9 protein-coding genes are annotated in these 13346 nt (G+C 50.2%); 1 reads left to right on the top strand and 8 read right to left on the bottom strand.

Features of this window, described 5'->3' with window-relative positions; genetic code table 11:
- Positions 1–132 precede the first annotated feature (132 nt).
- From codY to DXD12_RS02420, 7 genes are all read right to left on the bottom strand, one after another.
- Positions 133–930, bottom strand: a complete 798-nt coding sequence (codY, locus tag DXD12_RS02455; RefSeq protein ID WP_022360247.1) for a GTP-sensing pleiotropic transcriptional regulator CodY — start codon at positions 928–930, stop codon at positions 133–135.
- Positions 931–1073: 143 nt separating this feature from the next.
- On the bottom strand, positions 1074–3143 hold the full coding sequence (topA, locus tag DXD12_RS02450) for a type I DNA topoisomerase (RefSeq protein ID WP_106999929.1): 2070 nt from the start codon (positions 3141–3143) through the stop codon (positions 1074–1076).
- 9 nt (positions 3144–3152) lie between these two features.
- Positions 3153–4385, bottom strand: coding sequence for a DNA-processing protein DprA (gene dprA, locus DXD12_RS02445; protein WP_243105332.1), 1233 nt, complete (start codon positions 4383–4385; stop codon positions 3153–3155).
- A gap of 278 nt (positions 4386–4663) precedes the next feature.
- Positions 4664–6307 (bottom strand): YifB family Mg chelatase-like AAA ATPase, encoded by a 1644-nt coding sequence (locus tag DXD12_RS02435; protein WP_106999930.1) that lies wholly within the window; start codon positions 6305–6307, stop codon positions 4664–4666.
- A 464-nt stretch (positions 6308–6771) separates the two neighbouring features.
- A complete protein-coding gene (locus DXD12_RS02430) occupies positions 6772–9084 on the bottom strand; it encodes a molybdopterin cofactor-binding domain-containing protein (RefSeq protein ID WP_118468604.1) in 2313 nt (770 codons plus the stop codon).
- On the bottom strand, positions 9081–9557 hold the full coding sequence (locus tag DXD12_RS02425) for a (2Fe-2S)-binding protein (protein ID WP_118637530.1): 477 nt from the start codon (positions 9555–9557) through the stop codon (positions 9081–9083). The genes DXD12_RS02430 and DXD12_RS02425 overlap by 4 nt, the downstream gene beginning before the upstream one ends.
- A 184-nt stretch (positions 9558–9741) precedes the next feature.
- The gene (locus DXD12_RS02420) at positions 9742–10605 is read right to left on the bottom strand and encodes an FAD binding domain-containing protein (protein WP_118637246.1); all 864 of its coding nucleotides are present in this window, start codon (positions 10603–10605) and stop codon (positions 9742–9744) included.
- Between the two features lie 157 nt (positions 10606–10762).
- Between DXD12_RS02420 and DXD12_RS15520 the strand changes: the two genes are divergently transcribed.
- Positions 10763–11794, top strand: a complete 1032-nt coding sequence (locus tag DXD12_RS15520) for an NTP transferase domain-containing protein (protein ID WP_243105331.1) — start codon at positions 10763–10765, stop codon at positions 11792–11794.
- Positions 11795–11940: 146 nt separating this feature from the next.
- On the opposite strand, the gene DXD12_RS02405 is transcribed toward DXD12_RS15520, so the two are convergent.
- Positions 11941–13338, bottom strand: a complete 1398-nt coding sequence (locus tag DXD12_RS02405; protein WP_118637244.1) for a nucleobase:cation symporter-2 family protein — start codon at positions 13336–13338, stop codon at positions 11941–11943.
- Positions 13339–13346 lie beyond the last annotated feature (8 nt).

Below are 13346 nucleotides of genomic sequence, written 5' to 3'. Positions count from 1 at the left end.
TTTGTGTAATAGGGAATTCCAAGGAATTTCCTATTACATAAAAAAGGGCTCTCACCGAGTCCTTTTTTATCCCTCACACTTTTTCACGTTTTGTCAAAACTTTTGTTTTTGTTTAAAATGTCTTATATGTTTTTATACATTGGATGACGGACGGTTATTCTGCGCTTTTAACGCTTTCAACTCGTCAAATACAACATCATTCAGAACCTTAATGTAGGTTCCCTTCATACCGGACGAACGGGACTCAATAACGCCTGCACTCTCAAACTTGCGGAGTGCATTGACGATAACGGAACGGGTAATGCCGACTCTGTCTGCAATCTTGCTGGCTACCAGAATGCCCTCGTTGCCTTCCAGCTCATCGAAGATGTGGGTAATTGCTTCCAGTTCGGAGAAGGACAGGGTGCTGATCGCTGATTTAACGATCTGGATCTTTCTTGTCTCCTCTGCATTCTCCTCGTTGACAGAACGCATCATCTCAAGTCCGACAACAGTGGTTCCGTACTCACTCAGGATGATATCGTCGATGTCGTACTGTGCATCTGATTTGTAGATGAACAGAGTACCCAGTCTCTCACCGGATATATCAATAGGCGTGATGATCGCCTGATACTTCTTCACGTTCTCCTCGGCGAATCCCAATGTGGCAAGGTTGACATTTTCCTTCGTTGACAAAACGCTTAAAAGGCGTTCATTCAACATACGGTCAACAAAACCGCCGACCTGATCCTTGATCAACTCTTCGATCTCATCCACACCCTCATGAATCGCAACTCCGAGTACTTTACCTTTCTTGCTGATTACGAGAATATTGGATTCCAGTATGTCACTGAGGACTTCACAAATGTCATTGAACACAACCTTATGAGAATGGTTGTTGTGCAATAACTTATTAATTTTTCTAGTTTTGTCCAGTAATTGAACGCTCATTTTACCAGTTACCTCCTTTGCCTTTATCGTAAATTAGAATTCGATCCTAACCTGTAAGAATTGTAACACGATTTTCGTATAATGGCAAGAGTTTTTCTGTATTTTTCATTTTTTTTAATAATTAATATCTATTTCAAGAGTTTTTATGAGTTTTTTACAAAACCGCAGGCTTCGTTAGAACAAAGAAGCTTATTTCCCTTTTCGAGCATAATATGTCCACATTTCGGACACATTTCTTTTGACGGTTTCTGCCAGGTCATAAAATCGCAGTCCGGGTTATTTTCGCAGCCGTAATATCTTCTGCCCTTTTTCGATTTACGGATGACAATCTCACCACCGCATTTCGGGCACTTCACGCCGATCTTTTCCAGGTACGGCTTCGTGTTTTTACAGTCTGGGAATCCAGGGCAGGCAAGGAATTTGCCGTGCGGACCATACTTAATTACCATGTTGCGCCCGCACTGGTCACAGATCACATCCGTCACCTCGTCAGCAATCTTGACGCTCTCAAGCGTCTTCTCCGCTTCTTTAACCGCCTTGTCAAGATCCGGATAAAAGTTTTCGATAACGGTCTTCCAGCCGATCGTGCCGTCCCCGATGCTGTCGAGCAGGTACTCCATATTTGCCGTAAACTGCAAATCAACGATGGATGGGAACGCCTTCTTCATCATCCGGTTGACTACCTCGCCAAGCTCCGTCACATAGAGGTTCTTATTTTCCTTCGCTACATAGCGGCGCGCGATGATTGTCGTGATGGTCGGTGCATAGGTACTTGGCCGTCCGATGCCCTGCTCTTCCAGCGCCTTGACGAGCGACGCCTCTGTATAATGTGCCGGTGGCTGTGTAAAATGCTGTGCCGGTTCTAACTGGTTTAAATCCAGCTTCATGCCTGCTTCCAGCGACTCATTCAGAACGCCGTCGGTCTCTTTATCCTCGTCCTGTGAATAGACGGACATGAAGCCGTCAAATTTGATTTTGGACGCCGACAGGGTGAAAAGCTCCTCTCCGGCTGCTACCTTGACGGAGGTTGTCTCGTAAACCGCCGGGCGCATCCGGCTCGCCGTGAAGCGCTTCCAGATAAGCTGGTACAGACGGAACTGGTCTCTGGAAAGCTGTTCTTTTACCTGTACCGGCGTCAGTGTAATGTCGGTCGGACGGATCGCCTCGTGTGCGTCCTGGATCTTGGCATCTGATTTTGCCGCCGCCGGCGCCTCGGACACGTAACTTGCCCCAAACTGGTCGCCGATATAACTTCTCGCCGCCGCATCTGCCTCTGCCGCGATGCGGGTGGAATCGGTACGCAGGTAGGTAATCAGACCGATTGTGCCGCGTCCCTTGATATCCACGCCCTCATAGAGCTGCTGGGCAAGGCGCATCGTCTTCTGCGTTGAGAAATTCAGCGTCTTGGATGCCTCCTGCTGCAGCGTACTGGTCGTAAACGGGATCGGCGCCTTCTTCACGCGCTCGCCCAGCTTCACATCTCGCACTTCGTACTCACAGCCCTCCAGACGCTTCATAAGCGCCTCCACTTCCTCTTTGCTGTGAATTGCCTTCCTGCCGTCCTTATCGCCGTAATAATGGGCGGTCAGCTTCTTTCTGGAGCCATGTACGTGGAGCTGTGCATCCAGCGTCCAGTATTCTTCCGGTATAAACGCATTGATCTCTTCCTCACGGTCGCAGATCATACGCAGCGCGACCGACTGCACACGACCGGCGCTGAGTCCTCTCTTGACCTTCGCCCAGAGAAGCGGGCTGATGAGGTAACCCACCATACGGTCGAGCATACGTCTCGCCTGCTGTGCATCCACCAGATTTTCATCGATGGCACGCGGCTCTTTTAAAGATGCCTTGACGGCGTTTTTTGTAATCTCATTGAAACTGATACGGTAAACCTTTTTATCTTTCTGTTCATCCAGCTTTAATGCTTTCATCAGGTGCCAGGAGATCGCCTCTCCCTCGCGGTCCGGGTCAGTTGCAAGATAAATCTTATCTGCTTTTTTAACCTCTTTCCGCAGACGCGCCAACACATCGCCCTTTCCCCGGATGGTGATATACTTCGGCTCATATCCATGCTCTACGTCCACTCCCAGCGTACTCTTAGGGAGGTCGCGCACATGACCGCCGGAGGCGTCCACCTCATAGTTGGAACCCAAAAATTTTTTAATTGTCTTGACTTTCGCCGGAGACTCTACAATAACCAGATTTTTTGCCATAACAGACCTCTATACAATCTTCCTAACGTAATATTGATTCATTGGCTGCAGGATCAATCCCTGCATTTCCAGATTCAAAAGCGCAGTCATGCATTCCCCTGCTGTCACCCCACAGCTTTTCATGACCGCTTCCAGATGTTTCGGTTGTGAATCTAGGCAACTATACACCATTTTTTCCGACTTGGCAAGTGCATTTACTGATTTTATTGTTTTTTTACAAGAATTTTTACATTTTATATGGAATAAATCCAACACATCCTCCGGTTTCGTCACGATCCCCGCTCCCTGTGCAATCAGCCGGTTGCAGCCCTCACTGAGCGGATCGATGCGCCGTCCCGGCAGCGCAAATACCTCTTTTCCCTGCTCCAGCGCCAGATCCGCTGTAATCAGGGAGCCGCTTCTTTTTCGTGCTTCCACGACCAGCACCAGGTCGGAAAGTCCGCTGATGATCCGGTTCCGGATTGGAAAATGGGATGCCGTCGGCGGTACACCCGGTCCATATTCTGACAATATGCCGCCTTGTTCACGGATGCGCGCATGCAGCCGGATGCCGGATGGCGGATAACAGGTGTCAATCCCACAGCCCATCACGGCATACGTCAGTCCACCGCCATCCATCGCGCCCTTATGCCCCGCCTGATCGATCCCCAGCGCCATGCCGCTCACTACCTGCACGCCATTTTCTGCCAGAATCCGACCGAAATACTCTGCCTCCTGTCGTCCATACGGCGTACAGCTGCGCGCCCCGATGACTGCCGCGGATGGTTTCGCATCTTCTGGAAGCATTCCACGCACAAACAGCCACATCGGTTTATCATAGATATGCATCAGGCGCTTCGGATATGCCGCCTCACCGCACAGAATGAAACGTACCCCCTGTTCCTCCAGCCTATCGTATTCTTCCACGCGCTGTTTGAAGAGCAGAACCGCTTCCTCCAGCCCCTTTTTCACAGCTTTTCCGAGAAAGGAACATATAAACGGATCCAGTTTCTTCCTATTATATAAAACCCGCTCATAGATTCCCTCAAAACTGCCGCACGATTCATATAATTTAGCCGCCGTCACCGCGCCGATTCCATCCACTCGCGATAGCCAGTAGGCATGGATGCGCTCACGGTCGGAATACTGCATATTTTCTGTCAGAGGCACATTTTTATGCGGCGGTTCCTGTGTTTTTCCATATGGTTCCCGCATAGAAAGCTGAGCATTCTGTACATTGCTCTCTTCTTTTCCTATTTCCATATCTTTCCCCCTATATATGTCAGATCGGCTGCCTTTTACCTTCAAGAATGCCTCGGCATTCTTGCTGCGAGATGCGCGTCATGCAAAGCATGACATACTTCTTTTGCGCATCTTAAGCAATCCTGCCGGAGGCTATATCAGATGGGGGATTGGCTCCCACCACTGATACTAATTTGCTTCTCGCCACCTGAAGAGGTGGGAGTCATCTCACATCTGATATAACAATTACAACCCTTGTTAAACTTTTTATTCTTTCAATCTTTTAGACATGCTTCTTTTCAGAGGCTCCCCCAATATTTTTTTTCAAAACTCCGGAATCCAATCGCCTCCGCCAACTGCGTCCGCCCGATCTCCGCCTGTCCATCCAGATCGGCAAGTGTGCGCGCTACTTTTAAAATCTTTCCGTGTCCCCTGGCACTGATTCCCTGCTGCCGTTCGACCTTTTCCAGAAATACCGCATCTTCCCCGGATAGACGACAATACTCTTCGATCTGGCGGCGGGTCATCTGGCTGTTGTAGGAGATAGATTCGTCTGCAAACCTCTTTTCCTGTCGAGCGCGCGCCTCCATGACGCGGGCGCGCATGACAGCGGAGGAATTCCTCTGCTCTGTCTGTGGAAAACTCCCCTCATCTATACTCTTCTCTGCAGCCATCATCCCCAAATCCTGCCGCGGTACTTCCACCCCAATATCGATCCGATCTAAAAATGGTCCCGAAACGCGGTTCAAATACCGGCGAATCTGGGTTGGAGTACAACGGCATTTTCCCAAATCTGGGAAAAAACCGCATTTGCAGGGATTCATCGCCGCCGCAATCATCGTTTTTGCCGGAAATACAACCGTCTGGTTGAGACGGGAAACCGTGATGCTTCCTTCCTCCATCGGCTGACGCAGCAGATCCAAAATTTTCGGCTGAAACTCCGTTAACTCATCTAAAAAGAGGGTTCCATAACTAGCGAGTGAGATCTCCCCGGGCTTCGGATTTCGTCCTCCGCCCGCCATCGCCTGGGCGGTCGTGCTGTGATGCGGGCTGCGGAACGGACGCTGCAAAACCAGCGGTGTGTCTGGCTTCAGGAGACCGCAGATACTGTATATCTTCGAAACTTCAATGCTTTCCTCCAGCGTAAGCGGCGGCAAAATTGTCGGAATACGCCGAGCTGCCATCGTTTTTCCCGTTCCAGCCGGTCCGATATAGAGAATGTTGTGACGCCCCGCTGCTGCCGCCTCGGTTGCCTGCCGCACCAGCGGAAGTCCGACGATCTCATCAAAATCGACGTCAAATTCTTCCTGTCCCGCCTGAAACAGATCTGGTGTGAACCATTGTCCGTGAATCTGTTCCGGATGCTGCAGGCAAGCCGTCAGCGCTTTCACATCCCGGACTCCGACGATCTCGATTCCATCCACAGCCCGTCCCTCCTGTACATTCTCTTCGGATAGAAAAACCCGTTTCATTCCGCAGCGGCGCGCTTCATAGACCATCGAAAGAACACCGGTCAACGGCTTGATGCTGCCGTCCAAACCCAGTTCACCGATAAACGCCCATTGGTCCCAATCCGGTGCAGAATTATTCTCCTCATCTTCCATCCCATCCATTTCCGGGCAGGTTTCATCCGTCTTTCTTATTTTTGCCTTTTCACCCTGTTCCCACAAGCACCTCAAAATTCCTGCCGCGATCGCCAGATCACACCCCGTTCCCTCTTTCCGCACCCCGGCTGGCGATAAATTGACCGTGATCCGCTTCGGCGGCAGGCAAAACCCCGCATTCCGAAGTGCGGTCCGAACGCGCTCCTGCGCCTCCCGCACCTCCTCCGCCAGGTAGCCCACCATGACAAAACTCGGCAATCCGTTGCTCACATCAACTTCCACCGTGATCCGGTAGCCATCGATGCCACGGGTGCTGAAACTGTTTATTTTACTGAACATATATTTCCCCCTATTACTGATTTTTTTACCTTGCCTTGCATTTTTCATATCATACAGATTTAAAATTTGAATACTTTTAACGATATTTTGAATTTTTAGAATTAAACATTTATTAAAACAAACTTATCTTCTCTGAAATTGATATCATCCAAAAGAGATGGGAGTCTTCTTAACTGAGATAAAAGAAATTCTACTTGAATTTGATTTGAAATTAAGTGACTGTGAAGGTACTGAACAGTTACGAAATTAAAATAAATAGATTTGAATCATGAAATCAGATTTACCAGACCTAAAATAGATATTCACTCTTTCATTATATATAGACCTGCGGCAGAATGCAAGCCAAAACAGCTTAGAACTATGACACTAATTAATTGACATTGTGCGTACACAAAAACAAAACGCTGCCGCAAAATGCTAACATATAACATTCTGCTGCAGCTTTTTGTTTTTAATCTATCTCTTTAAATAAAATCTTCTCCCAGCTTCTCTGCCGCCGCGCGTGCAATCTGCTCCGGCGTGATCGGAAGCTCATAGAATCGTTTTCCGACTGCATTGTACACCGCATCAGCAATCGCCGGAAGCGGCGTGTTGATAACAATCTCGCCGATCGACTTTGCTCCGAACGGACCAGATGGCTCATAACTGCTCTCAAACTCAACGTTTAAATGTCCATAGTCAATCCGGGTCGGAATCTTATACTGCATCAGGGAATTTTCACGCACACCACCCTGTGCATTGCGGGTAATATTTTCCGTCAGCGCCATGCCGATTCCCTGCATCAGACCGCCCTCAACCTGCAGGCGGGACAGATTCGGATTGATCGGTGTACCGCAGTCTACCGCTGCCGCATAATTAATAACGCTGGTTTCGCCTGTCTCCATATCAATCTCAAGCTCAACCGCACCTGCCATAAACGGAGGCGGGGAAATGTGGGCGGTTCTCGACTCGGTTACCTCCAGCGGAATTTCATGCCCGTACATGGATGCCGTTGCGATATCAGCCAGAGCGATCTTCTTCGTCTCATCCCCGGCTTTTTCGGTTGTGAATACCTCTTTTCCGTCAAATTCCACTGCATCCGCCGGGACGCCCAGAAGCTCTGCGCCCAGTTTACAGATCTGCTCGCGCAGGCGCAGCGCACACCGTTCGGTCGCTTTTCCGGTCAGATAGGTCGTACTCGATGCATAAGAGCCCGAGTCATACGGGGATGAATCCGTGTCCGCGCCCAACACCGTGATTGCGTCAATTGGGCATTCCAGCACTTCCGCCGCAATCTGCGCCAAGATCGTGTCACAGCCGGTTCCCATATCTGCCGCTCCGAGCGACAATGTATAGAACCCTTCGTCGTTGACTTTGAGACGGGCACTTCCGACATCCATCGCCGTGATTGCCGATCCCTGCATCGCCATACCCATGCCGACGCTGCGGACCTTACCATTGCCCATGTCACGCACCGGATATTTGTCTTCCCAGCCGATCATCTCACGCACTTTTTTTACACAACGGTCGAGTGCGCAGCTTGTATTAACCTGATTATAATATGCTGGCATCAGATCGCCCTCTTTAACCATGTTTTTCAGGCGGATCTCAAAGCGATCCATCTGAATCTGGTCTGCCAGCTCATTGACCGCCGACTCGATCGCGAAAAGTCCCTGTGTCGCACCATAGCCACGGTACGCGCCTGCCGACATGATATTCGTATAGACAACATCGCTGATAAAGCGGAATGCTTCAACACTTCCATACAACGGGATCGATTTGTGTCCTGACAGTCCAACGGTTGTCGGTCCATGCTCGCCGTAAGCACCGGTATTGGACAATGTGTAAAGATCGATGCCGCGGATCGTGCCGTCCTTCATCGCGCCCAGACGCACATGCATCTCCATCTCATGGCGCGGCGAAGACGCCGTCTGTGCCTCCATCCGGCTATAAATCAGCTTCGACGGTTTTTTCGTCATCCAGGTAACGAATGCCGGATAGACTTCACAGACCGCCGTCTGCTTCGCACCAAAACCCCCGCCGATTCTCGGCTTGCTCACGCGCACCATCGACTTCGGGATATGAAGCGCATTTGCCACGATTCTGCGGCAGTGGAACACGATCTGCGTGGAACTTAAAATATTTAATCTTCCGTAGGTATCGATCGAACAATAGGTACGGAATGTCTCCATCATCGTCTGCTGGCACGGCTTTGTGTGGTATACATGGTCAATCACGATGTCGCAGTCCTTTAAAACCGCCTCGACATCCCCGTTGCCGCACTCATCGTGCGCGCAGAGGTTGCGCTTGTTGTCTGCGCCGACCGGAGCAAGACTCTCCCAGTTGTCCTCTGGGTGAACCAGGATCGGGTTGTCCTTTGACGTATGGAAATCCAGAACCGGCTCTAAGACTTCGTACTGTACCTTGATCAGGCGGAGTGCTTTATCGACACATTTTTCATCTTTTCCTGCTACAATCGCCACGATATCGCCCTGAAAACGGACATGGCGGTCGATCAGGAGACGGTCATACGGGCTCGCCTCCGGGTATGTCTGCCCCGCCTGTGTGTAGCGCTTTGCATCCTGCGGCACATCCTCCCAGGTATAAATTGCCTCGATGCCCGGAACTTTCATTGCGATCGCGGTGTTGATCGTTTTTACCATCGCATTCGCATACGGGGAACGCAGAAGTTTGACGATCAGGCAGTCCTGCGGCGCCAGATCATCCACGTAAACCGGCTGTCCGGTTACCAGCTGCATCGCATCTTTTTTTCGTACAGAAGTATTGACTACTCTCATTCTGCCGCCTCCTTCTGTTTTTCTCTCTTCCAGTCTAAAAATGCCAGAATGCCGCGAAGCTGTCCTTCATAACCGGAACAGCGGCACAGGTTTCCTGCCAGATATTCGCGGATTTCATCCTCCTCCGGGAACTCTTTTTCCCGGAACAGCGCCAGCGCATTCATGATAAAGCCCGGATTACAGAAGCCGCACTGTTCGGCTCCCTGATCGGCAATGAATGCGCCAAATTCTTTTGCCTCCTCCTGGAGTCCTTCCAGCGTCGTCACGCTGTGACCGTCCGCCCGCGCCGCCAGCACGGAACAGGAAAGCACTGGTTTTTCATCCAGAAATACGGTACAGAGTCCGCAGTTTGCCGTCTCGCAGCCGCGCTTGACACTGTAACAGCCCTGACTGCGTACCAGATCAATCAGAAGCGTATCCGGTTCAATCTCCGGGGAAATATTCGTTCCATTTAGAGTAATCGTTATCTGCATCATATGTGAATCTCCTATTATTCATACTGTTATACGGTCATTTTTTGTTTCATAGGAAATTACGTCCTATGAAACAAAAAACGCTCCGCGAGGATGCGCACTCGCGCGAAGCAGAAACATGTCGCAAGCGACCGCGCTCGGCGCGAGAATGTGCCAATGCACATTCTTTTTCATCCTATTTCGTTTAGCAGTCTTCCAGTACACGCACCGCCCGCTTTATCAGTACACCGGTTAAATGTTTCCGGTATTCGGCGCTGCCGCGCATATTTGAAGATGTCTGAACCTGATCACGGACCCACTTTGCAAGACAGGCTGCTTTCTTCCCGGTCTGCGCCTTGTCCTGATTTTCTCTGATATTGGCATCCGCATCTGCTTTTGTTTCAGCCTTTTGCTTTTCCTCTATAAGCGTCTGTATTGTCTCCGCTGATGCCTCGAACAACACCGCACGCCCCGGACGCGCACCGATGATAAAACGATATGCTCCATCCGCCCGTTTTGCCGCCGCACAGGTCAGCACCGGAAAATCAGTCTGCGTATTCCGCACGGACTGGTAATGATACACGGCTTTGTCTTTATGGACAATTAATTTGACTAAAATGTCCCGCCCACCGATCTGTTTTGCAAATTCCGCCAACGGCATCCGTCCGGCTTTGTAAAGTTCCACTTCGGTGTCCATCGCCAGAAACATCGTCAGGACATCTGAAAATCCAAACCTGCCATAGATACTGCCTCCGACTGTCGCCAGGTTTCGAAGCTGCACGCCAACGATATGGCGCACTGACTCGCGCATGGCACCGTCTGTGTATGCCGCCAGTCCCGGATGTTCTTCCAGCTGGCGAAGGGTAACCATCGCGCCGATCTTAAATGCATCCTCTGTCTCCTCTATCTGATCCAATCCCAGCCCTGAAATATCAATCGCGGTTCCTACATTGCCCCGGCTCATCTTCAGCCAGATCATACCGCCTATCACCCGGTTCGCTTTTTTCTGATTCAGCTCCCAGGCTTCCTCCAGGCTTTCTACCCGTTTATATTCTCGAATCATCATCATAGGTTTTTCCTCTTTTTCATCTACTTCTTACACTTCTTAAACAACAAAATTATCCATCTTTTATTATAGCACAAAACATGGTATAATTCCGTTGTTATTTTTAAAATACAACGAGGTTCCTTTTTCCAGAAAAGATTAGGAGGATTTGATAAAAACTATGAAACCATTCATCCGTACATACCTCTGCAACGACGAAAATCAGCGTTTCTTTGGCGAAGGTCCTCGTCAGCTTCTTCATGCCATCGAAGAAACCGGCTCGCTCCGCTCTGCCACCCTGTCCATGAATATGGCGTATACAAAGGCACTTCGGATTATCCGCGATGCCGAAACCACACTTGGATTTCCGCTGACCGTCCGCACCACCGGCGGAAAAGGCGGCGGAGGCAGCCAGATAACGGCGGAGGCGAGGGAGTTTCTGGCTAAGTATGAGGCATATCGGGATGCGTGTACGGAGAGTGGACAACAGTTATATGAAGATTTTTTTTGCAGGCGGAAATCTGTTTTTTTCTCTTGCGGAACACAAACGCCCTCTTTCACTTGTTTGCAAAATTCAAACGAGGTCCGTCTCGCCTGCATCATCATGGCTTCCGGTCTTGGAAAACGTTTCGGCTCAAACAAGCTCATGGCTTCGTTCAACGGCTCTCCGCTCATCCACTCGATTCTGGATGTGACCGGTTCTGTTCCTTTTTTTGCCCATCGTCTCGTTGTGACGCGCTCCCAGGAGGTTCACGATTATTGTCAGTCATTTGGGGTTCCTGTGCTTCTTCATGCACTCCCTAACCGGAACGAGGCACTTCGCCTGGGACTTACGCACCTGCTGGAAAAATGCCCTGATTTATCGGGATGTCTTTTTGCCCTAGGAGATCAGCCACTTCTGCGTCCACGGACATTGGAACGGATGTGCAGGCGCTATCTCGAATGTAAGGCACCTATTGTACAGCTCTGCAGCGTCCAAATGACGGCTTCTCCCGAACCTTCCGTCTCAACCACCGTCGGAAGCCCGATTCTCTTCGACCGGGCATATTTTGACGAACTGCTCCATCTGCCGGAAAAAGCTGGCGGAAGCCATGTTCTCCGCCAGCATCCGGACGTTGTCCAGTATGTGACTGCCGAAGTGCCGGAGGAATTGATGGATGTAGACACGCCGGAGGAGCTCAAACGCCTGGAGAATCTGGTAACAATCGAATAAAACTATAAGGACTGACATCACACATGCAGCATGATGCCAGTCCCTTTTTATCAATCTACGTATCACTTTCAGCCATACATTCCATATTTTATAGATGGATCTTATATTTTTATGTACCTATAACCTTTTTCTAATCTTCCTATTTCTTACGCCTCATCCTTCGGCAGCAGCACATTCAGGATAATCGCCATGAAAGCTGCCGGAACGATACCGGATCCGCCGAATACAAGCTGAATTGCCTCCGGCATCTTGGAAAGAATGGTTGCGTGTGCACCCATGCCGTAACCAACACCCAGTGCAACAGAGACGATGGTCAGGTTGCGTGGAGTCATCTTCTCTCTCGTGATAAGCTGAATACCGCTAACTACGATCGAGGAGAACATCATAACCGCTGCGCCTCCCAGTACCGACTGCGGCATGATCGAAACGATTGCACCCAGCTTCGGAATCAGACCGCACAGAATCAGGAATACCGCGCCGGTTGCAAGTGCCATGCGGTTGACTACCTTTGTCATCGTAACCAGACCTACGTTCTGGCTGAACGAAGTGTTCGGAAGAACACCGAACAGCGCCGCAATACTGGAACCAAGTCCATCGCAGATAACGCCGCCGGAAAGCTCTTTATCGGTCGCCTCACGGTCCATACCGCCCTCAACGACACCGGAAATATCTCCGACCGTCTCAACAGCGGTTACAATAAACATGATAAGAACCGGCAAAATTGCGCGCATATCAAAGACAATTTTAACCGGGACGATCGGCGGAATGCTGATCCAGCTCGCCTGTGCTACCTTATCCCAGTTTAATACCCATGCTTTGGTATATTCGGTTCCGTCCGCTGCAATGCCCGTGTGCGGAAGCACCAGACCCATGATGAATGCTACAGCATAACCGGCAATAATTCCGACCAGAATCGAGGAAGAACTTAAATATCCCTTCGTTCCGTGCTTCACTGCCAGAATCACAATCAGGACAAAAATAGCAAGCAGCATATTTTCCATGGAACCAAAGTCCTGCGCCGAGCTGCCGCCGCCGAAGGAATTGACGCCGACCCCGATCAATGACAGACCAATCGAAAGAACGACCGTACCTGTTACGACCGACGGGAAAAATCGGCGAAGCGGCTTTAAGAAGCATCCAAGCACACTCTCGAACAGACCGCCGATGATCGAAGCACCCATAATGGCGCCGTACGCTAAAATACCGCCGCCCATCGTAGCCGCCACGCTGTTGAATACACCGATGAAACCAGAGCTGGTTCCCATGATAATCGGAACCTTGCCGCCGACCGGACCAACCGAAAATAACTGCAGCAGCGTGATCAGTCCCGCCACCAGCATCGCATTCTGCAGAAGCTCGATCTGCAGCTGTGCCAGATCGTTTCCGCCCGTGATACCACAGGCGCCTGTGATGATCAGAAGTGGTGTCAAGTTACCGACAAACATCGCAAGCACGTGCTGCAGTCCCAGCGGAATCGCCTGTTTTAACGGCATCTTCGCCTCAAACTCATAGGCAGGTCCCGTAAATTTCTTTTCATTTTCCATAGATTTTC

The organism is Clostridium sp. TF11-13AC (genome assembly GCF_003481065.1).
Lineage (GTDB): Bacteria > Bacillota > Clostridia > Lachnospirales > Lachnospiraceae > Otoolea > Otoolea fessa.
This window is presented reverse-complemented; position numbering and strand designations above follow the sequence as displayed.